The 25,944-nt window shown below is 71.9% G+C and carries 25 protein-coding genes; 8 read left to right on the forward strand and 17 right to left on the reverse strand.

What is annotated here, in order from left to right:
* Together OHA73_RS41525 and OHA73_RS41530 are read left to right on the forward strand one after the other, a co-directional pair.
* Entirely contained in the window at window positions 1-1,374 is a 1,374-nt protein-coding gene (locus OHA73_RS41525) for an aldehyde dehydrogenase family protein (RefSeq protein ID WP_327657880.1), read from the forward strand.
* Between the two features lie 52 nt (window positions 1,375-1,426).
* Window positions 1,427-2,872 carry an MFS transporter gene (locus tag OHA73_RS41530; protein ID WP_327657881.1) on the forward strand — a complete coding sequence of 482 codons (1,446 nt, stop codon included), beginning with the start codon at window positions 1,427-1,429 and terminating at the stop codon, window positions 2,870-2,872.
* A gap of 18 nt (window positions 2,873-2,890) precedes the next feature.
* Here OHA73_RS41530 and OHA73_RS41535 read toward each other — a convergent pair whose 3' ends face one another.
* The 5 genes from OHA73_RS41535 to OHA73_RS41555 form a co-directional block, all read right to left on the reverse strand.
* Window positions 2,891-4,222 (reverse strand): MFS transporter, encoded by a 1,332-nt coding sequence (locus OHA73_RS41535; protein ID WP_327657882.1) that lies wholly within the window; start codon window positions 4,220-4,222, stop codon window positions 2,891-2,893.
* Window positions 4,223-4,645: 423 nt separating this feature from the next.
* Entirely contained in the window at window positions 4,646-6,121 is a 1,476-nt protein-coding gene (locus OHA73_RS41540) for a sialate:H+ symport family MFS transporter (protein WP_266724130.1), read from the reverse strand.
* Between the two features lie 59 nt (window positions 6,122-6,180).
* The gene (locus tag OHA73_RS41545; protein WP_266724132.1) at window positions 6,181-6,876 is read right to left on the reverse strand and encodes an N-acetylmannosamine-6-phosphate 2-epimerase; all 696 of its coding nucleotides are present in this window, start codon (window positions 6,874-6,876) and stop codon (window positions 6,181-6,183) included.
* Window positions 6,876-7,826, reverse strand: a complete 951-nt coding sequence (locus OHA73_RS41550) for an ROK family protein (protein ID WP_327657883.1) — start codon at window positions 7,824-7,826, stop codon at window positions 6,876-6,878. The genes OHA73_RS41545 and OHA73_RS41550 overlap by 1 nt, the downstream gene beginning before the upstream one ends.
* Before the next feature lie 62 nt (window positions 7,827-7,888).
* The gene (locus OHA73_RS41555) at window positions 7,889-8,848 is read right to left on the reverse strand and encodes a dihydrodipicolinate synthase family protein (RefSeq protein ID WP_327657884.1); all 960 of its coding nucleotides are present in this window, start codon (window positions 8,846-8,848) and stop codon (window positions 7,889-7,891) included.
* A 198-nt stretch (window positions 8,849-9,046) separates the two neighbouring features.
* Here OHA73_RS41555 and OHA73_RS41560 point away from each other — a divergent pair, with 198 nt between their 5' ends.
* A complete protein-coding gene (locus tag OHA73_RS41560) occupies window positions 9,047-9,763 on the forward strand; it encodes a FadR/GntR family transcriptional regulator (RefSeq protein ID WP_327657885.1) in 717 nt (238 codons plus the stop codon).
* 34 nt (window positions 9,764-9,797) lie between these two features.
* On the opposite strand, the gene OHA73_RS41565 is transcribed toward OHA73_RS41560, so the two are convergent.
* Both OHA73_RS41565 and OHA73_RS41570 read right to left on the reverse strand, forming a co-directional pair.
* Complete coding sequence (locus tag OHA73_RS41565) at window positions 9,798-10,670, reverse strand: isocitrate lyase/PEP mutase family protein (RefSeq protein WP_327657886.1); 873 nt, start codon at window positions 10,668-10,670, stop codon at window positions 9,798-9,800.
* A gap of 89 nt (window positions 10,671-10,759) precedes the next feature.
* Window positions 10,760-11,677, reverse strand: coding sequence for an MBL fold metallo-hydrolase (locus tag OHA73_RS41570; protein ID WP_266724142.1), 918 nt, complete (start codon window positions 11,675-11,677; stop codon window positions 10,760-10,762).
* A 122-nt stretch (window positions 11,678-11,799) separates the two neighbouring features.
* Between OHA73_RS41570 and OHA73_RS41575 the strand changes: the two genes are divergently transcribed.
* From OHA73_RS41575 to OHA73_RS41585, 3 genes are all read left to right on the forward strand, one after another.
* Window positions 11,800-11,976 carry a hypothetical protein gene (locus tag OHA73_RS41575; RefSeq protein ID WP_267073633.1) on the forward strand — a complete coding sequence of 59 codons (177 nt, stop codon included), beginning with the start codon at window positions 11,800-11,802 and terminating at the stop codon, window positions 11,974-11,976.
* Window positions 11,963-13,354 carry an amidase gene (locus OHA73_RS41580; RefSeq protein WP_327657887.1) on the forward strand — a complete coding sequence of 464 codons (1,392 nt, stop codon included), beginning with the start codon at window positions 11,963-11,965 and terminating at the stop codon, window positions 13,352-13,354. Before OHA73_RS41575 ends, OHA73_RS41580 begins: the two co-directional genes overlap by 14 nt.
* Before the next feature lie 98 nt (window positions 13,355-13,452).
* Window positions 13,453-14,013: a TetR/AcrR family transcriptional regulator gene (locus OHA73_RS41585; RefSeq protein WP_327657888.1), complete on the forward strand. Its 561-nt coding sequence runs from the start codon at window positions 13,453-13,455 to the stop codon at window positions 14,011-14,013.
* 36 nt (window positions 14,014-14,049) lie between these two features.
* On the opposite strand, the gene OHA73_RS41590 is transcribed toward OHA73_RS41585, so the two are convergent.
* From OHA73_RS41590 to OHA73_RS41625, 8 genes are all read right to left on the reverse strand, one after another.
* The gene (locus OHA73_RS41590; RefSeq protein ID WP_327657889.1) at window positions 14,050-14,808 is read right to left on the reverse strand and encodes an ABC transporter ATP-binding protein; all 759 of its coding nucleotides are present in this window, start codon (window positions 14,806-14,808) and stop codon (window positions 14,050-14,052) included.
* A 9-nt stretch (window positions 14,809-14,817) separates the two neighbouring features.
* Window positions 14,818-16,464 (reverse strand): benzoylformate decarboxylase, encoded by a 1,647-nt coding sequence (gene mdlC / locus OHA73_RS41595; RefSeq protein WP_327657890.1) that lies wholly within the window; start codon window positions 16,462-16,464, stop codon window positions 14,818-14,820.
* Complete coding sequence (locus OHA73_RS41600; protein ID WP_327657891.1) at window positions 16,461-17,222, reverse strand: ABC transporter permease; 762 nt, start codon at window positions 17,220-17,222, stop codon at window positions 16,461-16,463. Before OHA73_RS41600 ends, mdlC begins: the two co-directional genes overlap by 4 nt.
* A gap of 59 nt (window positions 17,223-17,281) precedes the next feature.
* Window positions 17,282-18,067 (reverse strand): ABC transporter permease, encoded by a 786-nt coding sequence (locus tag OHA73_RS41605; RefSeq protein ID WP_327657892.1) that lies wholly within the window; start codon window positions 18,065-18,067, stop codon window positions 17,282-17,284.
* On the reverse strand, window positions 18,064-19,020 hold the full coding sequence (locus OHA73_RS41610; protein ID WP_327657893.1) for an ABC transporter substrate-binding protein: 957 nt from the start codon (window positions 19,018-19,020) through the stop codon (window positions 18,064-18,066). The genes OHA73_RS41605 and OHA73_RS41610 overlap by 4 nt, the downstream gene beginning before the upstream one ends.
* Before the next feature lie 76 nt (window positions 19,021-19,096).
* Window positions 19,097-19,597 carry a MaoC family dehydratase gene (locus OHA73_RS41615; RefSeq protein ID WP_327657894.1) on the reverse strand — a complete coding sequence of 167 codons (501 nt, stop codon included), beginning with the start codon at window positions 19,595-19,597 and terminating at the stop codon, window positions 19,097-19,099.
* Window positions 19,598-19,671: 74 nt separating this feature from the next.
* Window positions 19,672-20,100 carry a hypothetical protein gene (locus tag OHA73_RS41620; RefSeq protein WP_327657895.1) on the reverse strand — a complete coding sequence of 143 codons (429 nt, stop codon included), beginning with the start codon at window positions 20,098-20,100 and terminating at the stop codon, window positions 19,672-19,674.
* Window positions 20,101-20,109: 9 nt separating this feature from the next.
* Window positions 20,110-22,410, reverse strand: a complete 2,301-nt coding sequence (locus OHA73_RS41625) for a hypothetical protein (protein ID WP_327657896.1) — start codon at window positions 22,408-22,410, stop codon at window positions 20,110-20,112.
* Window positions 22,411-22,658: 248 nt separating this feature from the next.
* On the opposite strand from OHA73_RS41625, the gene rraA reads away from it, so the two are divergent.
* Entirely contained in the window at window positions 22,659-23,150 is a 492-nt protein-coding gene (gene rraA / locus OHA73_RS41630; RefSeq protein ID WP_327657897.1) for a ribonuclease E activity regulator RraA, read from the forward strand.
* A gap of 50 nt (window positions 23,151-23,200) precedes the next feature.
* Here the strand turns inward: rraA and OHA73_RS41635 are convergent, their stop codons facing one another.
* Window positions 23,201-23,782: a TIGR00730 family Rossman fold protein gene (locus OHA73_RS41635; RefSeq protein ID WP_327657898.1), complete on the reverse strand. Its 582-nt coding sequence runs from the start codon at window positions 23,780-23,782 to the stop codon at window positions 23,201-23,203.
* Between the two features lie 88 nt (window positions 23,783-23,870).
* Window positions 23,871-24,680: a LysR family transcriptional regulator gene (locus OHA73_RS41640; protein ID WP_266724167.1), complete on the reverse strand. Its 810-nt coding sequence runs from the start codon at window positions 24,678-24,680 to the stop codon at window positions 23,871-23,873.
* Between the two features lie 67 nt (window positions 24,681-24,747).
* On the opposite strand from OHA73_RS41640, the gene OHA73_RS41645 reads away from it, so the two are divergent.
* Complete coding sequence (locus OHA73_RS41645; protein ID WP_266724168.1) at window positions 24,748-25,647, forward strand: NAD(P)H-binding protein; 900 nt, start codon at window positions 24,748-24,750, stop codon at window positions 25,645-25,647.
* Window positions 25,648-25,944: the final 297 nt, after the last annotated feature.

Consider the following 25,944-nt stretch of genomic DNA (forward strand, 5'->3'; position numbering starts at 1 on the left):
ATGAACACCCCCCACACCACGGCCGAGTTCACCCACGTCGACGCGATCACCGGGGCCGGTGAGTACCGGGCCCGCGCCAGTAGGCCGCTCACCCTGCCCGACGGCACGGAGATCGGGGCCGTCAGCGAGGTCCCCCGGCTCTATGTCACCCGTGCCTTCGCCCGCCTGGCACAGGCCCCCGTGCTGCCGTACGAGCGGCGCCTGGAGCTGCTCGCCAAGGCCGCCGACCTGTTCGAGAACGCCGTACTGGAGGGCCGCACGGTCGACGACTACCTCGACCTGGTCAGCCGCTGCGCCGGCGTGCCGAGGGCCATCGCCCACGCCTCGGTCGCCGCCATCGCCCGGACGCTGCGCGCGTTGCCGGACACGCTCGCCCAGGAGATCCCCCGCGGCGCGGTCACCGACATCGACGACCCCCGCCTGCGGGACGGCGCGGCCTACTGGGCGCGCCGCGGGAAGACCCTCGCCGTGCACGCCTCGGGCAACACGCCGGGCGTGCACAGCCTCTGGCCCAGCGCGCTGGCCCTCGGCTACGCGGTCGCCGTGCGGCCCTCAAGCCGTGAACCGTTCACGCCGCAACGCCTCGTGCGGGCCTTCCGCGAGGCGGGTCTCGCCGAGCAGGTGGCGTTGCTGCCCACCGGGCACGACGTCGCCGACGCGCTCATCGAACAGGCCGACCGGGCGCTGGTCTACGGCGGACAGGCCGTCGTGGACAAGTACGCGGCGAACCCGGCGGTGCTCACCCAGGGTCCCGGCCGCTCCAAGACACTCGTCACGGACGACGTCGACTGGCGTGAGCACCTCGACACCATCGCCGCGTCCGTCGCGGGTCTCGGCGGCGCCGCCTGCACCTGCACCACCGCGGTGCTCGTCGAGGGGGACGCCGCCACGGCCGACGCCTTCGCCGCCGCGCTCGCCGAGCGGCTCGCCGCGTATGCCGCCGAGCACCCGCGCGTCGAGCTGCCGGAGGTGACGGCCCGTCAACTGGCCGACCACGTCCGGCAGATCGCGGCGGCGACCACCGGTCATGGACCGGCCGAGCTCGTCGAGGTCGTGAGGCCGGGCACGGCGGTGCTGCGTCCCGTCGTCCGCGTCGCGCCAGACGCCCGCGCCCCGGTCCTCGGCGTGGAGCTGCCCTTCCCCTGCGTATGGATCGCACCGTTCGACCGCGCCGAGGGGATCGGGCCGCTGGCCGGCTCCCTCGTCGTCACCGCGATCACCGAGGACACGGAATTCGCCCAGCGGCTCCTGGACGAACCGAGCATCTCCAACGTCTACATCGGCGCCCACACCACGACCTGGATGAAACCGGGCGTGCCCCACGACGGCTACCTCTCCGAGCACCTGATGACGACCAAGGGCGTCATCCGATGACGCGGCCGTACGACGGCGACGACCCGACCGCACACAACCGAAAGAACCGACCATGAGCACCGACATGAGCACCGAAACGCCTGCCGTCGCCGCCGCCCGACCGGTGGACAAGGCGGCCGACCGCCGCCGAGCGATCGTCTTCGCCGTCCTGTGCTGCGGGTTCGTGCTGACCAGCCTCGACATGATGATCGTGAACGTCGCCTTCCCCGCGATCGAGCACGAGTTCCCCGGTTACGACAACGCGGTCGTCAGCTGGACGCTCAACGCGTACACGATCCTGTACGCCGCCGCCCTGATCCCCGCGGGGCGGCTGGCCGACCACCTCGGCCGCAAGCAGACCTTCCTCGCCGGGCTCGTGCTGTTCACCCTGGCGAGCGGAGCGTGCGCGCTCGCGCCGAGCCTTCCCGTCCTCATCGCGGCTCGCGCGCTGCAGGCGCTCGGCGCCGCCGCGCTCACCCCGACGTCCATGGGTCTGCTGCTGCAGGTGAACCCGCCCGAGCGGCAGCAGCGCGCCGTGCGCAGCTGGACGGCGGCCGGTGGCATCGCCGCGGCCATGGCCCCCGTGGTCGGCGGACTGCTCGTCCAGTCCGACTGGCGCCTGATCTTCCTGATCAACGTGCCGATCGGCGCCCTCGCGGTCGTCGTGGGGGCCCGCGTGCTGCCCGCCTCGGCCCCGCGCTCCACCACCGCTCCCGGCCCTGACCTCATCGGTGCCCTGGCCGTGGCCCTCTTCGCGGGCGGCGCCGTGTTCGCCCTCGTCGAAGCCCCTGAAGCGGGCTGGGGCTCGGCCACCACGCTGCTCGGATTCGCCTGTGCGGCGGTCATGCTGGCCGTCGCCGCCCTGCGCAACCTGCTGCACGCCTCACCCGTCGTCCCGCGCGAACTGCTCGCGCTGCCCGTCTACGTCCGCACCAATGTCGCCGCGTTCGTCTACAGCGCGGGATTCGCCGTCATGCTCCTTTCGGTCGTGCTGTGGACGCAGAACGTGCGCGGCTACTCGGCGATCCAGACCGGCCTGGCCATCGCACCGGGCACGGTACTGATGCCGATCTTCGCCATGCTCACCGGACGCATGGCGCGCGGCATGGGTCTGCCCCGCACCGCCGCCCTGGGCTGTGTCGTCCTCGGCGCAGGGATGGTGTGGTGGATCGTCACCGCCCCCACCGACCTGCCGTACGTACTGGCCGTCATGCCCGGTTCGATGCTGACCTCCATCGGCACGATCGTGGCGATGGCGGCGTTCGCGGGCCAGGTCTCCGCCACCATCCCGCAGGCCTTCTACGCCTCCGGCTCGGCCGTGCACACCATGGCGAAGCAACTGGGCATCGCGATCGGGGTCGCCCTTCTCCTCGTCATCCATGACAGCGCCGCCCAGAGCGGAGCGTCACCGGTGCCGGCCCTGCGCGACGCGTGGATCGTCGGCGCCGCTCTCACTCTCGTCGCGGCCGCGGTCGCCCTCATCGGCTCCCGCCGACCGGCCGCCACCGCCACCGAATAGTCGGTGTTCGTGACACGGCTACTCCCGCACCGCACTGGGCACGGCGATCCGCCCGGCGACAGCCCCCGCCGCCGCGAGCCCGACCACCGCCAGGCAGCTGCTCACCAGGAACGGGTCGAAGGTGTCGAGGGTGGGGGCGAAGCCGAGGCCTACGTAGAGCGTGACGCCCGTGGAGCCGCCCAGTTGGTCGGCGGCCCGCTGGATGCCGGAGGCGATGCCGGCGTCGGCCTCGGTCACGCCGGTCACCGCGACGTACTGCAGCCCGACGATCCCGAAGCCCATCCCGGCCGCGATGAGCACCATGGCCGGGACCAGTGCCCAACCGGCCGCCCCGAGCGAGGCGATCAGCGCGATGGCGGTCATCGCCAGCACCGTGAAGCCGATCCCGGCCAGTACGCACACCCGGGCACCCCAGCGCCCGAGCAGCCGAGGCACCAGCACCGAGGCCGCGATCAGGGACACCGCCAGCGGCAGCATCGTCAGACCCGCCTCGAGCGGTCCGGCGCCCAACCGGTCCTGCAAGTAGTAGGTGAACAGCAGGAACGACGTGGACAGCGCGGCACTCAGCAGCGCGGTGGCCGTGTTGGCCAGGACGCGCGGCCGGTTGCGGAAGAACCGGAGCGGCACGAGTGGGTTCCGTGACCGGCGCTCGATCTTGACGAAGAGGATCCCGGCCGCCACCGCGCCGCCCAGCGCCAACGGCGGCAGCCAGGGCAGGGCGCCGTCCGTCGCCCCCGCCTCGACGACACCGAGGGTGAACAGCAACGGCGCCGCGATCAGCAGGAGCGAACCGGGAAGGTCCAAGGGCGCGCGCCCGGGCGGCCGTTCGCCCGGTACGAGGAACACCGCCGCGACGAGTACGACCAGGATGAAAGGTACGGACGCCAGGAAGATCCACCGCCAGCCGAGCAGCTCGGTGATGACACCGGAGACCACGAATCCGAGGACGAGGCCGCAGCTCGCGACGGCCGCCCAGACGCTCAGCGCCCGCGACCTGCGCGGCCCCTCGGGAAACAGGAGGACGATCACCGCCATCGCCGCGGGAAGCGCGATCGCCTCCCCGGCGCCCTGCAGCAGCCGGGCCGCCACCAGCACGGCGAACGACGGCGCGAGCCCCGCCAGCAAGGACGCGGCGCCGAACAGTGCGGTGCCGAGCAGCAGGACGTGGCGCCTGCCCAGCACGTCGCCCAGTCGGCCGCCCAGCATCAGCAGACCGCCGCCGGTGATCGTGTACCCGACCACGACCCAGGTCAGAGTGTGCCCGTCGACGCCGAAGTCGGCGCCGATCGAGGGCAGGGCGACATTGACCACGGTGACGTCGACCGCGATGAAGAACTGCAGCATGGCCATGCAGCACAGCACCAGCCACGCACGCACCGGGGACGAACTGCCCCCGCGGGAAGAGGAATTGCCTGAAAACACAGAGTGCTCCGTTGCCCAGAAACGATTCCGAGCAGCACAAACGCGCCGCTCCGGTCCAACCGAGGAGCGACAGGGCGTTCAGCCGAAGACAGAAGTGAGAGGAACGCCCGCCGCTAGCGGAGCGTCCTCGTCACCGCGGCGCAAGCGGCCGCGCACGAGGCAGCAGACATGCCGGCGATGCTACCGGACCGCCTCGTAGGGGTGTCCGGGGCGCGTGGCTCCGTCCATCGGTGGGCCCGGACACACGCTCTTGATGGCGCTCGCCCTCACGATCCCCGCCGTGAAGGTCGCCCGACCGGGAGCCTGCGGGTGCGCCGCGCCTGGTGGTGACGGGGCGGCGCACCCGGTCCGTCAGAGCTTGCCTGCCCCGTTCGGCTGCGGGGTGTCGGCCACAGGCGTCGGCAGGTCGGCCGCCAGGTGGTCGTGTGCCGCGTCCGGGTCGGTCAGGCGGTTCAGGCGGGCCGGGACGTCGAGGCCGACCAGGACGACGACGATGATGGTGCCCGCGAAGGTGAGGACGGCGAGGGCGCGGCCCAGCGGCATCCCGTCGGCCAGCGACGCGCCCAGGACCGGGGCCACGGCGCCACCGAGCGCACCCACGTTGTACGTGAAGCCGAGCGCGGCCGCCCGGTTCTCGGTGGGGAAGTGGCCGCCGATGTAGCGCGGCAGCAGCCCGGAGATGCCGAAGCTGAGCCCCTGCAGGACGAACAGGAGCGCGCCCAGCAGGAGCAGATTGTCCTTGACCGCGAAGACCGGGAAGACAAACACCATCGACGCGATGAGCGTGAGCGCGTACGCCTTCTTCGTGCCGATCCAGTCACCGACGAACCCGGCCAGCCAGCAGCCCGCCATCGTGCCGAAGCCTGCGAAGAACATCGCGTTGCTGACCTGGTCGGGGGAGTAGCCGAGATCCGACTTGAGGTACGTCGGAAGGAGCGCCTGGATGGGCCAGGTGTAGAGGAACGCGAAGAACACCGTCACGGTCATCGCCACGTACAGCGTCCAGTTGCGGCGCCCGCCCAGCTGCGCGGCGAGCGCGATGAGGCCGACGCCCGCGACGACGGAGAGCACGGGCACGTACCCCGCCCCGATGGGGGTGAAGACAGCGAAGAGGGAGACCGTCGCGGCGACGGTCAGGACGGTGTTGGCCGTCGCGCGGGCCGTCGTCGCGAAGAGCGGCCGGAAGGGGTTGGGCTTCGTCGCCCGCTGCTCGACCGTCTCGCTCCACTCGGCGGCCTCCGGCAGCGACCGGCGCAGCCACAGGGCGACCACGATCGGGATGATCCCGAGGTAGAACATCCACCGCCAACCCAGCGACGGCACCACCCACTTGTACACCTCGGCCGCAAGGACGGAACCGACCGAGAACCCGGAGATCAGGAACCCGCTCGCCCGGTTGCGCAGGCGCGCCGGCCAGCTCTCCATCGCGTACGTCGCACTGGCGCTGTACTCGCCCGCCATCCCCATGCCGATGGCGAGCCGGGCGACGAACAGGCTGGTGTAGTCCCAGGCGAAACCGCAGGCGAAGGTGCCGAGGGAGTAGAGGAGGATGCTCACCACCATCGACAGCTTGCGGCCGTAGCGGTCGCCGAGGGCGCCGAGCACCGCGCCGCCGATCCACCGGGTGATGAACGCGGCGGACACCAGACTGGCGCCCTCCACCGTGCTGAGCCCGAAGTCGTCACTGATCTCCGTGAGGACGAGGGTGATCAGGACGAAGTCGAAGCCGTCCAGGACATAGCCGACCCAGGCGGCGAAGAACGACTTCCACTGGGTACCGGTCACCTCGCGGTACCAGGGACGTGTGTCGTGGGTTGTATGGCGCACGGTGTCTCCAGAATGTCGGACCGCCTCGGCATTGAGCACGGGCCGCGGGCGGTGGCGTGTCAGCGCTGGGTGAGTCCTGCGACGAATTGGCCGGTCAGGGCCGTGGGGGCGGTGATGGCTGTGCCGACCACGACACTGTGGGCGCCGCGCGCGAGTGCCTGCGCGGCCTCCTGCGGGGTGCGGATGCGGCCCTCGGCGACCACGGGCACGTCGAGGGCCGTGGCGAGCGCGGCGACGAGGTCGAGGTCCGGCCCTGCCTGCTTCGGGGTACCGGGGACGTAGCCGGAGAGCGTGGTGGACACCAGGTCGGCGCCCTCGGCCGCCGCGGTGACACCTTCGTCGAACGTCGCGACGTCGGCCATCACCAGGGCGCCCGCCGCGTGCACGGCCTCGGCCGCCGCGGCGAAGGTGCTGCCGTCGGGGCGCGGTCGGTCGGTGGCGTCGATCGCGACGACGTCGGCGCCGGCCTCGGCGATCGCCACGGCGTGCCGGACGGTCGGCGTGATGTAGACGCCGGTGTCGCCGTCCTTCCAGAGGCCGATCAGGGGCAGGCCGACGGCGGCGCGGATCGCGGCCACCACCTCGGGTTCGTTGGCGCGGACGGCGGCGGCGCCGCCTGCGGCGGCAGACCGTGCGAGACGGACGAGGGTGGAGGTCTCGCGCATCGGATCGCCGGGCGGGGCCTGGCAGGACACGATCAGCCGGCCGGCGAGGGCTTCGGCGAGGGCGGCGGGGGAGGGAATGCCGGTATTCATCAGAGATTCTGCTTCTGGTCGTGGGGGTGGTGGAGGGGAGCGGTCGCGGTGAGTGCGGCGGCGCCGAGTACGGCCGCGTCCGCGCCGCCTCTCGGTGCCTGCGGCCTCAAGTGGCTTAGTAGCGGCAGAAGTTCACCCGTGAACGCGCGGTCCAGCGCGTCCCGGTACAGCGGACCGATCCGTGGTACGCCGCCCGCGACCACGACACGGTCGGGGCCGAGCGCGTTGGCGAGTCCGCCTAGGGCGCGCCCGGTCGCCGTCGCGCCGATCGTGATGGCACGGAGCGCGTCGTCGTCCCCGGCCGCCGCGCGCTCGGCGACCGTCTGCAGGCGGTCGACGGGCCGCCCGGTGAGCCGCTCGTACAGGGCCGTGATGCCGGGCCCCGAGGCGACGGCCTCCAGGTGTCCGCTCGCGCCGCAGGTGCACGGGAGCCCCGCGGCCTCGGGGCTCGGCAGGTGTCCGAGGTGGCCGGCGACGCCCGCGGCCCCGTGCAGCATCCGCCCGCCCGCGGCGACGGCGCCCCCGATTCCCGTACCGACGGCGACGAACAACAGCGTGGCGTCGCCGTCGAGCGCGGCGAGTTCGGGTCCGGCCGTGGCGCGTACGTCGTTGTCGCAGGCGACCGGGAGGCCGGTGCGGTCCGCGAGGCCGGCGCCGAGCGCGGTGCCCGCCCACCCGCGGATCGTGTCGGTCGAGGCGGTCACCATGCCCGTACGAGGGTTGATCACACCGGCCGCGGCGACACCGACGGCCCGCGCGCCGTGGTCGACGGACCGTGCCGCCTCGGCGAGGGCGTCGAGGACGGCAACGGGCCCCTCAGTGGCGGGTGTTGGGCGGGTGTGCCGGTCGAGTACGGACCCGTCCGGGGCCACCAGGGCGGCGTCGATCTTCGTGCCACCGAGGTCGAGCCCGATGACGGGACCGGACACGGGAAGGGGCCCGGTGCTCATCGGACCGGACGCGCCAAGGGGCCCGCTGCTCATCGGACCGGACACGGGAAGGGGGCCTGTGGTCATCGGACCGGCGCGAGCCCGGCGGCCCGCAGGCGGGCGGCGATGCTCTCGACGGCCGCCTCGCCCAGCTGGATCTGCGGGAACGCGGTGTCGCCGTTGTCGATGACACCGAGCAGGCGCAGGGCGCCCTTGAAGGATCCGAGCGCCGACGAGCTGCGCCCCATGTCCCCCTCGGGACCGACATCGACGATGCCGAAGAGCTCGACGAGCCGCTCCTGCTCCTTCGCCGCAAGATCCCAGTCACCGGCGCGGGCGGCCTCGTAGAGACGTACGTACGCGGCGGGATCCACGTTCCCGATACCCGGTACGACACCGTCCACCCCCGCCAACAGGGCCGCGTCCACGGTGAGTTCGGAGCCGGTGAGGATGCTGAAGTCGGGCGCGGGGCCGGTCTCCCTGCCGTGCCTGCCGCCCAGCTCGACGATCAGACGCCGCAGCCCGCCCTCGTCGCCACTGCTGTCCTTGACGCCCGCGAGCGTGCCGTCCTGCGCCAACTCCCGCAGTAGCGCGGCGGACAGCTTGCTGTGTACCGACACCGGCAGGTCGTACGCGAACAACGGCAGGTCGACACGCGCGCGGATGCGCCGGAAGTGCCGGGCGATCTCCAGCGGGTGCGTGCGTGTGTAGAACGGTGCGGTGGCCACGAGCCCGTCGGCGCCCAGCTCCGCGGCCTTGGCGGCGTGGTCGAGGACGCGCGGCGTGGTGGTGTCGATGACACCGGCGAGCACCGGCACCCGGCCCGCGGCGGCGGACACCACCGTCTCCAGGACCGTGGCGCGCTGCGCGTCGGTGAGGTACGCGACCTCGCTCGTCGAGCCCAGCGCGAACAGGCCGTGCACGCCGCCGTCGACGAGGTGCTCGACGAGCCGGGACAGAGAGGCGGTGTCGACGTCGCCCTGCGCGTCGAGCGGGGTGCAGACGGGCGGGACGACCCCGCGAAGAGGGCTGGTGAGAGGCATTGCGGTTGCTCCAGTGCTGCTGCGGAGGTGTGGCGCAAGATCGGCCACGAGGTAAGACGTAAGATGTCTTACGTCAGGCGTCACCATAGACTCAGCTGGGCGCCACAGGTCAAGAGCGTCGTGAGTCACACCGGGAATTACGCCGGGAAGCAACACCGGGTCGTCACATCACGCCCGGCCGATCGGAAGGAGTCGTCGGTGGCCCGCACCACGCTGACCGCGGACGTGCAGGAGAGCATCAAGCAGCTGATCCTGGAGCGCGGTCTCGCGCCGGGCAGCCCGCTGCCGCCCGAGGGCGAGCTGGCGGAGCTCTTCGACGTCAGCCGGGTCTCGCTGCGCGAAGCGCTCAAGGCGCTGCAGGCCTTGCAGGTCATCGAGATCCGGCGCGGCTCCGGCACCTTCGTGGGCTCGCTCTCCCTCGACCCCTTCGTGAAGGGCCTGGCCTTCCGTGCGGCCGTGCGGCACCGCAACGGGGAGCCGAGTCTGTACGAACTCATGCGGGTGCGCGAGGCGTTGGAGGCGGGACTGATCGAGAGCGTGGCGGCGTCCGTGCCCGAGGAGGACCTGGCTGCGCTGCGCGGGATCGTCGCGGACATGGAGAAGGAGGCGGAGTCGGGGCGCGTCGCACGGGCCACGGATCGCGCCTTCCATGTGGCGCTCTACCGCTCCCTCGACAACTACCTGCTCAGCGAGGTGCTCGACGCGTTCTGGGCGGCCATGGACCAGGTCCGCGACGACGTCGGCGACAGCCACCAGGTGGGTGCCATCACGGCCGCCCACCACAAGGCGATCGTCGAGGCCCTGGCCGCGGGGGACGGGCCCCGCGCGGCGGCGGCGATGCGTACGCACTTCGACGGCATCCGGGAGCGGCTTGCGCCGGGTGGCGTGGCCGCCGCCGCCCGACCGGTGGGCTGACCGCCGCCCGGCCGGTGGGTCGGAGCAAGGCCCGTCAGTCGCGGGGGCCGGCCCCCTTCTCGTACCGGCCCCGCAGGTCCTCCCAGAAACCGAGCCCGACGGACTCGAACAGCCCGCGCACCGGCAGCTGTCCGGCGGTGTCGAGGTCGCCGGACGCCGCGCGGGCCAGCGCGTCGCGCATCGCGGCCGCGGCGCTGCCGACGTTGAGGAGGGGCATGATGACCAGCGCGTATCCGGCCTCGCGCAGCACATCGAGCCCCGCGTCGGGTGTCTTGCCGCCGGGGACGAGGTTGAAGAGCGCGGGCGCGGCGACCTCGGACGGCACCCGCCGCACCTCCTCCATCGTCTGCGGCGCCTCGACGAACACCATGTCCGCGCCCGCCTCCACGTACCGGTTGACCCGGCGCACGGCCTCGTCGAAGCCGTGCGTGGCGCGGCAGTCGGTGCGGGCGATGAGGACGGTGCCGGGGTCGCGGCGCGCCTCGGCCGCCGCCTCGATCTTCGCGGCGAACTCCCCGGCGTCCACTACGCGCTTGGCGTCGAGATGCCCGCAGCGCTTGGGGAACTCCTGGTCCTCCAGCTGGATCGCGGCGACGCCCGCGCTCTCGTAGAGCTGGACGGTTCGGTACGTGTGCGTGAAGTCGCCGAACCCGGTGTCCGCGTCGGCGATCAGCGGGATGTCCAACACCCCTGCGAGCAGCCCGGCCTGACGCACCATCTCGGTCTGCGTGGCGAGCCCGATGTCCGGCAGCCCGTTCGCGGCGGCCACGGCCGCCCCCGACATATAGGCCGCGCGGAATCCGGCGCCCGCGGTCAGCGACGCCGACAACCCGTCGTACACACCGGGCGCCAGCACAGCCGACCGCTCGCGCAGGATCTCGCGCAGCCGATTCCGTGTGTCCGTCATGAGTCTGCCTCCACCGGGTTGGTTCCTCGTTCGAGATCAATTCCTCATTCGACCCTCCGAGCGCCCGCGGGGGAAGTGGGCGACGACTGTCAGTGCGAGGGCCGCTGTGCGTCGGCCGGGACGGGGGAGAGCCGGTAGGTGCCGTCGTGGGTGACGACGTGGCCCGCCGTGGGCGGGGCGAAGTGGGTGCCCAGGACGAGCGTGTCCGTGCCCGCGAGCGAGTCGAGCAGCGCGCGGCGCGAGGTCTCGGACCGGTGCGGGTCGATGTCGACGCAGGCGCCGATGGCGGGGTGGGCGAGCTGTACGGGGTGGTGGACGCAGTCGCCGGTGATGACCGCCGTACCGCCGTGGCCGGTGAGCTCGACGGCCACGTGGCCGGGGGTGTGTCCCGGCGTGGGGAGCAGGCGCAGGCCGGGGGCGACGGTGAGCCCCTCGGCGGGGACGTCGACGAGGTCGAGCAGGCCCGCCTCCTCCACCGGGAGCACGGAGTCCCGGAACATCTGCTCGCGCGCCTCGTCCATCTCGTACGCGGCCCAGAACTCCCGCTCCGTGCGGGAGGTCAGGTAGCGGGCGCGGGGGAAGGTGGGGACCCAATCGCCGTTCACCATGCGGGTGTTCCAGCCGACGTGGTCGGCGTGCAGGTGAGTGAGGATCACCAGGTCGACCGAGTCCGGGGGGAATCCGGCGGCGGTGAGTGTGCGCAGGTAATCGGTGTTCAGGTCGCGCCAGGCGGGGTTGGCCCGTTCCTTGCCGTTGCCGATACCGGTGTCGACGAGGACGCGCAGTCCGCCGACGGTGAAGGCGAAGGTGTGGCTGTCGATACGGAGGGTGCCCTCGGCGTCGGCGAAGTCGGGCCGCAGCCAGTCCTGTTGGGCGACGAGGTCCGGTGTGGCGTCGGGCAGCAGCCACGGTCCCGTGGCGGGCGGAAGAGGTGTCTCGTCGATGCGGTGGACGGTGATGTCACCGACGGTCCAGGAAGGGGTGGTGGTCGCGGGAGTGGTGGCCATGAGGGTCCGTCCTTCGAGGTGGCGCTCAACGCTAAAAGCAACGTGTTTGCTTTAGTGGATCTTAGGGGCTACGGTCCACTAACGCAAACGATTGGCGTTTGTGGAGCTAGGAGGAACCGTCCATGTCCGATGTCGACCGGCAGGCCGCCGTCGCGGCCACCGCCGACCACATCCGCTCCGTCGTCGCGGTCCTGCGGGAGCTGGAATTCGGGGACACCCCGCCCGCCCTCGCCTACCGCGCGGAACGACAGGAAACCTCGGAACGCTCGGAACAGGAGAAGCCCGTTGCAGCCGTATGAGATGTCCCTGAGTCGGGCCGCCGAGGCGATCGGGGAGCGGCAGTTGTCCCCCATCGAATTGGTGGACTCGGTCCTGAGTCGCATCGCGCAGGTGGAGCCGGACCTCGGTGCCTACGTCACCGTCACCGCCGAACGGGCTCGCGAGGCGGCACGCGACGCCGAGCGCGACCTGTCGGCCGGCCGGCATCGAGGCGCGCTGCACGGAGTCCCCATGGGGCTCAAGGACCTGATCGACGTCGCGGGCGTGGCGACAACGGCCAGCTCCCGGGTGCGCGACGGACATCGTGCGCGGACCGACAGTGCGGTCGCCGCCCGCCTGGCGGAGGCCGGCGCCGTACTGCTGGGCAAGACGCACACGCACGAGTTCGCCTACGGCCTGACCACCCCGCAGACCAGCAACGCCTGGGATCGCGGTCGGGTCGCCGGGGGTTCCAGCGGCGGATCCGCCGTCGCCGTCGCCTCCGGCATGGCGACCTACGCGCTGGGTACCGACACGGGCGGTTCGATCCGCGTGCCCGCCGCGCTCAACGGTGTCGTCGGCCTGAAGCCGACCTACGGCCTCGTCCCCCGCCGTGGTGTCACCTCCCTGTCCTGGTCGCTGGACCACGTAGGGCCGATCGCCCGTACCGTCGAGGACGCGGCGCATGTCCTGGGCGCGCTGGTCGGGCACGACCCGGACGACCCGGCCTCGCTCAGTGCCCCGTCCACGGACTACCGGCCGGGGCCGGGCGCGAGCCTCGCGGGGCTGCGCGTCGGGGTGCCGCGCACCTACTACTTCGACCACGTCCAGCCCGAGGTGGAGGCCGAAGTCCGGCGCGCCATCGGACAGTTGGCGGACCTCGGCGCCAGACTCGTCGAGATCGACATCCCGATGGCCCGGTACGTACAGGCCACGCAGTGGGGGCTGATGGTCCCCGAGGCGACCGCGTACCACGAGGGCACCCTGCGTACGGTCCCCGAGCTCTACCAGGCGGACGTCCGCACCCTCCTCGAAGCCGGTGAGCTGATGCCCGCCGGGGACTACCTGCGCGCCCAGCGCTCCCGGGCGCTGATGCGGGAGGAGTGGGCCCGCGTGCTGCGGCAGGTCGACGTGGTCGCCGCCCCCGCCGTCCCGGCGACCGCCGTCGAGGCCTCCCAGGAGACGATCACCTGGGCCGACGGCACGGTGGAGGCGGTCTCCGACGCCTACGTACGCCTGTCGTCCCCGGCCAACATCACCGGGATACCGTCCCTGTCCGTACCGGTCGGCCACGACACGGCCGGACTGCCCATCGGCATGCAGCTGCTCGGCCGCCCCCTCGGCGAACGCACTCTCCTGCGGGTCGGACACGCCTACGAGCAGACCCGGCCCGCTCGTGCGCTCGCGCAGGCGGCGTGATGAGGAAGCCGCAGACCCCTGGATGAGGAAGCCGCAGACCCTTGGATGAGTGAGCCCCGGACTCCTAGACGCAATGTTTTCGCTTTAGCATGGGTCCCATGAGCAGGCAGATGGCACGTCCCGGTGGGCGCAGCGCCCGGGTCCAGGCGGCGGTGCACGAGGCCGTCCGCGAACTCGCCGCCGAGGTGGGCCGGGACGCGGTGACGGTGCCGATGGTCGCCCAGCGTGCGGGCGTGACACCGTCGACGATCTACCGGCGCTGGGGCGACCTTCAGGCGCTGCTGTCCGACGTGGCGGTCGAGCGGCTGCGGCCCGAAACGGAGCCGAAGGACCACGGTGCCCTCTCCTCCGACCTGACCGTATGGGCCGAGCAGTTCCTCGACGAGATGGCCTCGCCCGCCGGACGCGCCTACATTCGCGACGCCCTGCTCGGCGACCCGGACGGCAGCAACGCCGGCCAGTGCTCCGCCTACGCCGCCGAACAGATCGACGTCGTCCTCGCCCGCGCGAAGGGGCGCGGGGAGAGGACACCCGATGTCGAGACGGTCATCGATCGCGTCGTCGCGCCCCTCATGTACCGGATCCTCTTCCGCCCGGACGGAATCGACGCCGCGTACGCCCGTCGCCTCGTGGCCGAGGTACTCGGCGCGATCGGCTGACATTGGGGCGCGGGCACCCCGCCGGCGCCGTCCCCTTCAGCCGAGCTTGGGCGCCCGCACCGTCCGACCCACCTCCGCCCGCAGCTTCACGAACTCCGGCAGGCCCCGTGTCGCGATCTGGTCGCGTTCCACGGGGAGTTGGACCCGCAGGTCGAGGGCGATGCCGGAGTCCGGGGCGGGCGAGAGGGCGACCACGCGGTCGCCGACGTAGACACTCTCGTCGATGTCGTGCGTGACGAACACGATCGTGGTGCCGTCCGTGCGGTGGACGTCGAGCAGCAGGTCCTCCAGGTCCTCGCGGGTCTGCGCGTCGAGGGAGCCGAAGGGCTCGTCCATGAGGAGCAGCGACGGGCGGACCACCAGCGCGCGGGCGATCGCGACCCGTTGCTGCATGCCGCCCGAGAGCTGCCAGGGGTGGCGGCGGGCCGAGGATTCGAGGCCGACACGTGCCAGGATGCGGTCGGCCGCGGCTCGCCGTTCGGTGCGGCGCAGGCCCTGGCGGCGCAGCGGCAGCGCCACGTTGTCGCGGACCGTGAGCCAGGGCAGCAGGGAGCGGCCGTAGTCCTGGAACACGACCGCGAGGCGGTCGGGCACCCCGGCGACCGGTGTGCCGTCGACGGTGATCGTGCCCTCCTGTACGGGGAGCAGCCCCGCGATCGTGCGCAGCAGCGTCGACTTGCCGCAGCCCGACGGGCCCACGACACACAGGAGTTGACCGTCCGGCACGGTCAGGGACACATCGTGCAGGACGCGGTGGGAGCCGTAGGACTGGCTGATGGCGGTGAGGCGGAGCATGCCGGGCCCTCACCGGGCCCATGGTTCGTAGAGCGTGCCCTCGGTGCCGGCGACCTTGAGGTGCAGCAGGTGGGGGCCGTCCTCGTCGCCGAGGTGTGTCACCGCGCGGTCGAGGGCCTTGCCGAGGTCCTCCGGACGGTCCGCGTAGTGGGCCGTGCAGCCGAACGAGGCGGCGAGCGCCGCGAATTCGATGCCGCCGATGTCCGTCCCGGGTGCGGGATCGATGCCGATCCGGCGGCCGAGCGCGCGCACCGCTCCGTAGCCGCCGTTGTCGAGGACGATGAACGAGACCGGTGCCCGGTGCCTGGCCGCCGTCCACAGAGCCTGTACCGAGTACATCGCCGAGCCGTCGCCCAGCACGCACACCACGCGCCGGCTGTCCGCGAGCGCCCGGCCGACGGCCAGCGGCAACCCCCAGCCGAGGGCTCCGCTGCCCGTGGTGAGAAAGCCCCCGGAGCGGTCGACCGGGACGCGGGCGTGGAGTGCGTCGCGATGGCTGGGGGCCTCCTCGACGAGCACGCGGTCGCGGGGCAGGCGCCGGTACAGCTCGTCGAGGACCAGTTCGGGCGTGAGATGGCTGCTGTCCGCGACGCTCACCGGGTGTGGCCGGACGCGCGGCGGAGGTGGCTCGCGGTCCGACTCGCCCACGAGCGCGGTGAGTTGGGTCATTGCCGGGCGCAGGGTCGTGACCAGGCTCGTGCCCGTGGGCAGCCATGCCGCCTGCGCCGGGTCGCAGTCCAGGTGGAAGAGTTCGGTGCCGGGCGCGAGGGGTGGGCTGTCGTCCACCACGTGGTACGTGAACACCGGCGTCCCGAGCGCCACCACCACGTCGTACGGTGCGAGGCGCGCGGCCAACTGGCCTGCCACCGGCGGCAGGAAGCCCTGGAAGAGCGGATGCGACTCGGGGAATCCGGAACGGCCGGACAGCGGGCTGATCCAGACACCCGCCCGGATCCGCTCCGCCAGCGCGACGGCTTCGGGCAGCGCCGCCTCGTCGTCCACTCCCGGGCCGATGACCAGCGCGGGGCGGGCACAGGTGTCGAGGCGGGCGGCGAGCGCGGCGAGCGCGTCGGGGCTCGCCGTGAAGTCCGTGTGCACCGCCCGGGGTTCGACCGGCTGAGTCGCCGCCCGGTCCCAGTCGTCCTCAGGCACGGACACGAACACCGGACCACGCGGATGGGTCATCGCCACGCGGTGGGCCTCCGCGAGGACGGCCGGGACGTCCTCGGCGCGCTCGGGCTGGCGGGAGAACTTTACGTAGGGGCGCGGGAATTGGGCCGGTTCGTCGACCCCGAGGAAGGGTCGAAGCTGGATCAGCGAGCGCGCCTGCTGCCCGGCGACGATCACCAGTGGCACCCGGTCGCGGTAGGCGTTGAAGACGGCGCCGAGCGCGTTCCCGACGCCGCCCGCCGAGTGCAGACTGACGAACGCGGCGCGTCCCGTGCCCAGGCTGTGCCCCGCCGCCATGCCCACGGCCGTGGACTCCTGCAGGCCGAGGACGTAGCGGAAGTCGTCGGGCCAGTCGCGGAACATGCGCAGCTCCGTGGAGCCCGGGTTGCCGAAGACCGTGGTCATGCCGGTGGCGCGCAGCAGCCCGACGACCGCGTCCAGCACCGTGGTTGGCGCACCGTGGGTGGCCCCGTCCGTCGTCGTCATGCCGTCCTCCCCGTGCCGAGCACGCGTTTCTCGATGGCCAGCAGGCCGGTGTTGAGCAGATAGCCGAGGACGCCGAGCAGGGCCAGGGCCGCCCACACGGTGAGCAGGTCCGAGCGCGACTGGGCGTCGGTGAGGATGAAGCCGATGCCGTTCTCGGTGCCCGGCAGCAGCTCGGAGAAGACCATGAGGATCAGGGCGAGTGACAGGCTGAGCCGCAGTCCCGCGAAGATCCGGGGCAGCGCGGACGGCACGATGACGTACCAGAGCCGCTCGGCCGTCGTGAGCCGCAGCGCGGCGGCGACCTCGAGGCGCAGCGGATCGGTGTTGCGGGCGCCCTCCGCGGTGTTCACGAGCACCGGCCAGACGGCGCTGAACACGATCGACGTGATCTGCATCGGCGTACCGAAGTCGAGGACCACGACGAAGACCGGGACCAGCGCGGGGGGCGGCACGGCCCGCGCGAACTGCAGCACCGGATCGCACAGCGCGTACACCCGCCGGGAGCGGCCGATCGCCACCCCGAGCACGACCCCGGCCACGGCCGCGAGCAGGAAACCGGCCGCCATCCGGCCGAGGCTCGGGCCGATGGTGTCGAACGCGGCGTCGGTCAGGAACACATGGCGGACCGGTCCGGAGAACCACAGCTCGTACGCGTGGCGCGCGATGCGCGACGGGGGCGGGAAGAAGACACTGCCGTGCGCGCGGGCCGCCACCTCCCAGAGCGCGACGGCGAGCACCAGGACGGGCCAGCGCAACAAGGTCCCGGTCCGGACAACTGACCCACCCGATCGGCGAGTTGGCGCCTGCACCGTCCCCGTCACGCGCGCACCGCCCGCCGTTCGGGCGTCCACGGGAACAACCGCCGCTCGCCCCACACCAGTACGCCATTGATCAGCAGGCCGAGCACGCCCGCCCACACCACGCCCGCGAGCACGTCCCGGTTGCCGTCCGTGGCCTGTTGGGCCTGCGCGATGAAGATGCCGAGGCCCTCGCCGAACCCGGACAGCAACTCCGTGGCGACGGCCACGACGAGCGCGACGGCCGCCGAGATGCGGATGCCGGCGGCGATGAACGGCGCCGCGCCGACCAGTTCGACGCGCAGCAGCACCGCGCCCCGGCCGAAGCCGAAGGCGCGCAGCGTGTCCTTGGCCAGCGGCTCGCTCTCCCCGAGGCCGTACATCGTGTTGAACAGGATCGGCCACACCGAGGCGTACGTGACGAGCGCGACCTCCGTCTCCGTGCCGGAGCCGAGCAGCAGTGACACCAGCGGGATCAGCGCGACGGACGGCAGCGGCCGCAGGAACTCCACGATCGCGCGCACCGCGGCGTCGACCACCGGCACGCTCCCGAGCAGCAGCCCGGCCGGTACGGCGATCGCACACGCGAGCGCGAGCCCGAGCACCCAGGCGCGCAGCGTGGCGGCGACCCCGTCGAGGAACACCGAGTCGCCCGCCAGCTCTACGGAGCGGGCCAGGATGTCGGACGCGGGCGGCAGATATTCGCGCCGCACGATCCCGGCGCGCGACACCGCCTCGCAGACGCCGAAGGCCAGCAGCACGCCGAGGATGCCGAGCCTGGCGTCCCGGCGGCCGCGCCCGTTCACTTGACGACGAGCGTCGACGGGTCGACGGCCTTCTTCAACAGCCCCTGTTTCCGCATGAGTTCGGTGAGTCGGCGGAGCTGATCCGCATCGGTCTTCGACGGATACGCGGGCAGCCCCATCGACTTGGCCTGCGCGGCCTTGACCTTGCTGTACGTGGGCACCACCTTGCGCACGGCGGAGGGATCCTCGTCGGCGATCTTCGAGGCGGCCTCGATGGCGCGCTTGAACTTGGCGACGGTGTCCGGGTTCTGCTTCGCGTACCGGGCGGTGGTGACGTATCCGCTGATGGGCAGCGACTCGACGGGGCTCGCGGCGCCGTCGATGAGGACCTTGGCCTTGAGGTCGCTCTGGATCGCGCTGTCGAAGGGTTCGACGACATGCACCGCGTCGACCTGGCCCTTCTCCAGTGCGGCGCCCATCTGTGGGAACGCGATCTGCCGGTACGCCGGCTTCCCGGCGCCCTGCTTCTCCAGGATCGCGTCGAGCGTCAGCGTCTGGATGTTGTTGAGGATGTTGACGGCGACCTTCTTGCCCTTGAGGTCGTCCGCGTTCTTGATGGGGGAGTCCTTCGGCACCAGGACATCCATCATGTGCGGCGCCGTCCGCACGCCTTCCGCGAGGATGCGCACGTCGAGCGTGCCCTTCTCCTGGGCCTGCAGGAAGGTCACGTAGTTCGCGCTCGCGATCACGTCGACCTGCCCCTTGGACAGGGTCGGCAGTGCCTGGATGCTCTGCTGAACGGGCTGGATGCGGACATCCAACCCCTCCTTCTTGAACAACCCTCGGTCGCGGGCGATGTACAGCGCGGCCGAGTCCGTCAACGGCAGGGCGGCGACGGTGACTTGGGAGTCCTGGCCGCCGCCGGAATCGTCCGAACCGCTGTCCCCGCACGCCGTCATCAGTAAGGCAAGTGTGGTGACGGCCGCCGCCGCACCACCCGTTCGCGTCTGCACCTGACGTAACGTCACAATCATTGCTTATCAGGTGATTGACGGTGATCGCCACAGGGCCTCTGCCGCCGTCACCGGATCATTGCTGGTCGCGGCGGAGCAGCAGATTCATGGCGGTGAGGGTCAGTACGGTCTCGCCGTGCTGGTCGAGGACCTCGACGTCGGTGAGGACGAGGCCCCGGTCGGGCTTGCTGCGTGAGGGGCGGGCCGAGCGGACCGTGGTGCGGATCGAGAGGCTGTCACCGGGGCGGACCGGGCGCGGCCAGCGCAGTTCGTCGATGCCGGGGGAGGCCAGGCTCGCGACCTTGCTGACGTAGTGGTCGGCGTACAGGCGCATCATCACCGAGGCGGTGTGCCAGCCGCTCGCGATGAGCCCGCCGAAGGGGCCGGTGGCGGCGGCCTCGGGATCGGTGTGGATGTCCTGCGTGTCGAACTCCCCGGCGAAGCGGAGGATGGCCTGCTCGGTGACGGTGATGCTGCCGTAGGTGTACGTCGATCCGGGGACGTAGTCCTCGAAGTACCGCTTCTCGATGGGGGTGTTGAAGTCGGGGCCGATGGCGTGCGTCGATGGGGTGGTCATCGATCGCACGTTAGTCGACGGGCGCGGCGGCCACGCGGCGGACCCGTCGGCGCCGTGCACGTCGGGCGGACCGGTTACGCGTTGTCTTCGCCGCCGAAGCGGTGGCGGAACTCCTCGGCGAGGGTGCCGCCGGCCGCCGCCACGAGCTGCCCGACGACCGGGTGGATGACGAGGCTGGTGACGGCGCCCGCGAGCGCGGGGAGGTGGCGGGAGAACCAGCGGCGTACGTACTCCATGGTGGAGAGGTCGGGTTCCGGCGCGGTCGCGGACTCCTCCAGCTCGTCGAGGAGTTCACCGGCGCGGTCCGGGGCGTCGGTCGGGAGCAATGCGCGGACGCGGGCGAACTCGGCGTGCAGCTCCGCCAGTTGCTGCTCCGTCACGGCGGTCGGCGTGCCGGTCCCGTCCACCCGGGAGAGGGTGTTGTCGCGGCCGACGACGACCTGGCCGGAGACACCGCCTTCGGTCCGGATCTCGTAGTGGTCGCCGCCTGGTGTGTTGGGCATGAGGTCTCCTCAGTCGATGCCCGATTCGGACTCGAAGGGCGCGGGTGAGGGGGAGGGGGTGAGTGGATCGGTCGGGCCGGGAGGGTCGGTGGGGCCGGTCGGTCCGGTCGGTCCGGTCGGTCCTGTGGGAACGGTGACGGCCGTCCCGGTGACCGGCATGGTCACGTCCGGTTGCCCCGCGTCGTCGGGCATGGTGACCAGCGCCTTGTACGGGCCGGGCTTCTTGGGTGCGAAGGTGACCTGGAAGACGCAGTCGTGCGAGTCGCCCGCGGGCGGGCACGAGGTCAGGGCGGTTTGCCAGTTGGCGGGATCGCCGGCCTTCAGTGCCTGCTCGTCGTCGCACTTGAGCCACGAGGTGAAGTGGACGGTCTCCGTCTTCGTGTCGCCGACCTTGACGGCGCCGAAGTCCCGTGCGGGGAGACCGACCGCCGGACAGATTCCCGGGCCCGGAGAGGGCGTGGCGGCGCGCGGACCGGTGGGAGCGGTGGACACGGGTGACGACTGCTGCGACGGGCTCTGGCTCGTGGGTGAGTCGATGGGGCTCGTGGGCGAGAGCTGCGTCAGGGGCGAGGTGATGCTCGGGGTGCCGTTCACCACCACCGGGGTGCCGCCGCCGGTCAGGGCCGCCACCCCGACCGCCACGCCCGCTGCCGCCAGGACGCCACCGGCGCCGACCGCTGCGGGGTGCGACGAGACGGCATGGTGCACGGATTGGCGTGCCCGGTGGATCCCCGACCCCCGTGGCCGGGGAGGCCCCGCACCGCTGCCGAGCGGACTGCCGGCGCCGGACGGGCCACTGGGGACGGACGGGCTGCCCTGTCCAGGCCCCGGTATTCCCCCGCCTGCGCCACCACTCCCGCCACCCGCCTGCGCCGCCGCGTACCCCATCCCCCCGCCGCCACCGACGAGCCCCGACGAGGCCGTGCTCAGTGCGACAACCCGTACGTGCACCTCGTGAGCGAAGTACGACTCGTCCGCCGCGGCACCCAGGAACTGGGCCGCCGCCCTGCCGTAGCGCAGGACCTGTCCCCAAACGCCCCAGTGCAGCGAGAGCGCGAGCAGCGGGGCCGCGGCGCGTGCGAGATCCCGCACGCCCCGGTGGTCCTCGACCATGGCCAGATTCCCGAGGACCCGCCGGATCACGGCGGCTTCGGCGCACGCCTCGTACCGGGTCGCGCGGGTCCGCAGCCAGTGGGTGAGTGCGGGTGCGAGCTCGGCGGCGGCGGGAAGTATCCCGGCCTGCTGGGCGACCAGGACGGCGAACGGGCCACAGGAACAGAGGTTGTCGCCGTCGACCTCGACAAGCCTCAGCGCGGTGAGTTCGGCGAGCGCAGCCGGATCGGGGCGCACCCCGAGTGCCGACAGCAGGACCGGTGACGCGGGCAGCGGCGCGAGGGTGCACAGCGGCCGCAGCAGCCCGACCGCCCGCTCCGACAGCCGGGCCACGATGCCGACGGCGAGGGCGGTCTCGTCGACGGGGAAGAATCCGGGAGGCCATTGAGGGACGCCGCCGACCCGGCCCGGGGCACTCCGCCCCTGCGCGACGTGGAACGCGGCGGCTGCCTGCAGGATGGTCTGCGGATGCCCGTGGACGGCCGCGACCAGGTGCCGGGCGGCGTCGGCCGCGGGCCCGCCGGGGTGGTACCCCACCTCGCGTACCAGCAGCTCGAACGCGTGCTGTTCGTGCAGCCCGTCGAGCCGCAAGGGACGGGCCTCGGGCCTCTCGATGCGGTCCACGGCGGCCGTGAGCAGCCGGCAGCCGGGCGTTGCCTCGATCAGCATGCCCAGGTCGTCGGGGGAGACCTGGAGGTCATCGACGACGAGCACCACCTGCACGGCACCCAACAGCTCCCGCAGAGTGGCGGGTTCGGGCTTGTAGCCCTCGCAGGGGCGGCCGTCGGGAAGCTCGTAGCAGGCCTGGAAAATCTCTTGGAGCAGGTCCTCCGTCGTCCTGTCGGCGGCGTGGAGATGGAGAACGGGACGGCCGAGCGCGAGCTGCTCGGCGGCACAGCGGCGCAGCAGCGCGCTCTTGCCGATGCCGGGCGGGCCGAAGACCTGAACCCGTCTCCCCGCGCCCAACCAGCCGCCGATCGCGGCGAGTTCGCCGTCCCGGCCGACGGGCGCCTCGCCCTGGCCGCGCAGCGCGGACCCGCCCGGATACGGACGATGCCGCAGCCGCAGCTGTGGTGGACCCTCGGGCCGGTAGGCGACGTACGCGCCCTGCTCGGCATTGATGACGACGTTGTTCCGCCCGACGACGACCTGCCCGTTCACTTCCCCGCGTAGGTCGACCCTGCCCATATCCCCCATGGGCTCGCCCTTCCCCCGTTACGCCATGACAGCGTTCTACGCCGAGCGGCAGCTCCTATCAAGGCAGTTACGGCAGATAGGGGTAAGCGGTGAAAAATAGGTCGGAAGTGGGCGCGTGGCTACCGGTGGGAGTCGATCCCCTGGATCCGGTCGAGGGTGCCGGCCGGGGCATCGCTAAGTTACTTGGATCAATGGCGCCGGGCCCCCGAAGGGCTCGGTCGCACGTCGTCCCTACGCCAGGAGGCCCCGTGTCCACGACGCGCATCCCGACCCCCACCGCCGACCTCTACGACGAGTACGGCGACGAACTCCGCGTCTGCGACGTCCAGTTCACCTCGTACGGCGCCGTCCGCTCCTTCACGGGGCCGGTCAGGACCGTGTCCGTGTACGAGGACAACACCGTGCTGCACGCCCTGCTCCACGAACCCGGCGACGGAGCGGTCGTGGTCGTCGACGGCGGCGCCTCCCTGCGCACCGCGCTCCTCGGCGACCTCATGGCGGCCCGCGCCCGGGACAACGGCTGGGCCGGTCTGATCATCCGCGGGGCGATCCGGGACGCGGCCGTCGTCGGCGTCACATCCGTCGGCGTACAGGCCCTCGGCTCGACGCCGCGCAAAAGTGCCAAGGAGGACAAGGGCGAGGTGGACGTGCCGGTGACCTTCGGGGGTGTCACGTTCCGGCCCGGCGACATCCTGCACGCCGACGAGGACGGGGTGGTGCTGCTGCCGGCGTCGGAGTGAGGTCGGCGCCCCCGCGGTGACGCGCGAGCCCCTTCGCCCGGCCGGCCGGGCTAGCGCAGGCCTTCACCGTGCGCGGGCTCCGGGCTGTTGCGGAGGCGCTCCTCCAGCAGGTCCAGCAGGGCGGGCAGTTCGGGGGCGACGGCGAGGTCGTCCAGGGTGGGGGCCGGGAGGAGGCCGGAGTCGGCGATGCCGTGCAGGGCGTTGAGCAGTGGCGTCCAGAAGCCTCCGGCGTCGAGGAAGCCGACGGGCTTGGCGTGGAAGCCGAGTTGGCGCCAGGACCACACCTCGAAGATCTCCTCCAGCGTGCCGAGTCCGCCGGGCAGGGCGACGAAGGCGTCCGCATGGTCGGCCATGATGGCCTTGCGCTCGTGCATCGAGTCGCACATGAGCAGTTGGGTCACGCCCTCGTGCGCCCACTCCCGCTCGACCATGCTGCGCGGCATGACACCGATGACCTCACCGCCTGCCTTCAGCGTGCTGTCCGCGATCGCACCCATCAGGCCTCGGCGGCCACCGCCGTAGACAAGGCCGATGCCACGCCGGGCGAGCTCCGCCCCTACGTGGACGGCCAGTTCGGTGTGGGCCGGGTCGACCCCGCTGGACGAGGCGAGGAAGACGGCGAGGCGGCGCATGTAGATCTCCGGATCGGTCGCGGTGGATGCTCCGGTCTACCACGCGCCTGGCGCGGCTGACCAAGGCTTTCCCTGTCCTGCGTACCGCTCAGGCCTGCCGCAGCACAGCGGTGGCGATCTCCAGGAAACCGCGCAGCAGTTTGTCCCGTCGCCCCTCGGGGGCCACCAGGCACGTGTCGATCGGCGGGGCGTCCGTGAGGGGGATGTGGGTGAGGTCGGGGCGTGAGTAGGAGCGGGCGACGCTCAAGGGGACGAGGGCGATGCCGTGACCGGAGGCGATGAGTTCGAACTTCTCTTCAAGGGACGACGTCCGCCGCGTCGGGGCGTCGAGCACCCGCTCACCGTCCAGATCCGCGGAGGTGAGCTCGGCGCGGTCCGCCAGGGGGTGTGTCGTCGGCAGGCAGGCGACCCTGGGCTCCCGGCCGATGGGAATGACGTGCAGGCCCGCATCCTCGAACGGGCGTCGCAGGTAACCGACTTGGGCCCGCCCGTCCCGGATTGGCGCGTCCTGCTCCCACCAGCGTGCCGGTACGAGGTCCGTCTCCACGTCCGGGTGGCGCGAGGCGAACTCCCGGATGGCATCCGCCACATGCAGGCCGGGAGAGAACGCGACGACGAGGCGCTGGACGCCACGATCCGCGTCGCGAACGCGCTGCACTCCCGCCGCGACGGACGCGAGAATCCCTTGCGCCTCCGCGTACAGCTGCTGCCCGGCGGCGGTCAGCTCGACGCTGCGGGTCGTCCGTGCGAGCAGGGTGCACTCCAACTCCTGCTCGAAGGCCCTGATTTGGCGGCTGAGCACCGGCTGGGCGATGTAGAGCTGTTGCGCCGCCCGGCCGAAGTGGCGGTGCTCGGCCACCGCGACGAAGTAGCGGAGCTTGCGCAGATCGAGATCCATACCTCCAGGGTATTGATTGCCGGGAAGGGTATTGGACGCTCCCGGGAACGGGTCCGAGACTCGAGACATGATCGTGCTCACGACTCCCACCGGAAATATCGGCAGCCAGGTCCTCGATGCGCTGCTGAACGAGGCCCCCGAGCGCGGCGAGGAGCTGCGCGTCATCGTGCGCGACCCCGCGAAACTCCCCGAGGAGGTACGGGCCCGCGTCGACGTCGTCCCCGGCTCGCACGGCGACGCCGACGTCGTCGACCGGGCCTTCGACGGCGCGGACGCCGTCTTCTGGGTGGTCCCGTCCTCGGGCCCGCGGGCGCCCAGCCTGGACGCCGTCTACTCCGGGTTCACCCGCGCCGCGGCCAAGGCGTTCGCGGCGCACGGCGTCGGGCGTGTCGTCGGCGTCTCGGCGCTCGGCCGCGGCACTCCCGTCGCCGGGCGCGCCGGACACGTGACGGCGTCGCTGGCCATGGACGATCTCATCGCCGGCACGGGCGTGGCCTACCGGGCGCTCGCGAACCCGTCCTTCATGGAGAACCTGCTGCGGCAGGTGGCCCCGATCCGCGACACCGGCGTGTTCACCGACATCGTCGACGGCGATCGCGCCGCCCCGCTGGCCGCCACCCGGGACATCGCCGCGGCCGCCGCCGGCCTGCTGCTCGACCGCTCCTGGTCGGGGACGGGCGAGGTTCCGGTGCTGGGCCCGGAGGACCTGTCGCCGAGCGACATGGCCCGCATCATGTCCGAGGTGCTCGCCCGGCCCGTCCGCTACGAGAGGCAGCCGCTCGACGACTTCCGCGCCGCACTCACCGGCCACGGCGCCGGGGACGCGGTCGTGGAGGGCTTCGTCGCCATGATGACGGCCAAGGACACAGGCCTCGACACCGGCGTGCCGCGCACCGACCGTACGGCGAGCCCGACGACCTTCCGGACCTGGTGCGAGGAGGTCCTCAAGCCGGCTGTCCAGGCGTGAGCGCGCCACCGGAGGATGCAGGACCCTGCACTACGGGTGACCCAATATCTACGACCGCGCGATGAGGGTTTTGCGGATCATGTGGTGAGAGTTTCTGCCGGGGCGGGAAAAGTCGAATTCCGTGGTGGGTGCAGGCTGTTTTCGCGTGCTAGTCTCGGTTCAAGTTGCAGTTGTGGTTCCCAAAGCTTCAAGTGCCCCGGACCTGCTCATGCAGGTCGGAGCGCTCTTGTATTTCCGGTCATTTTCCGGGCGGGGTAATCATCGCGGCGACACGGTTTTCGCACAGTGCGGATTCCG

The sequence above is a fragment of the Streptomyces sp. NBC_00483 genome (genome assembly GCF_036013745.1).
Lineage (GTDB): Bacteria > Actinomycetota > Actinomycetes > Streptomycetales > Streptomycetaceae > Streptomyces.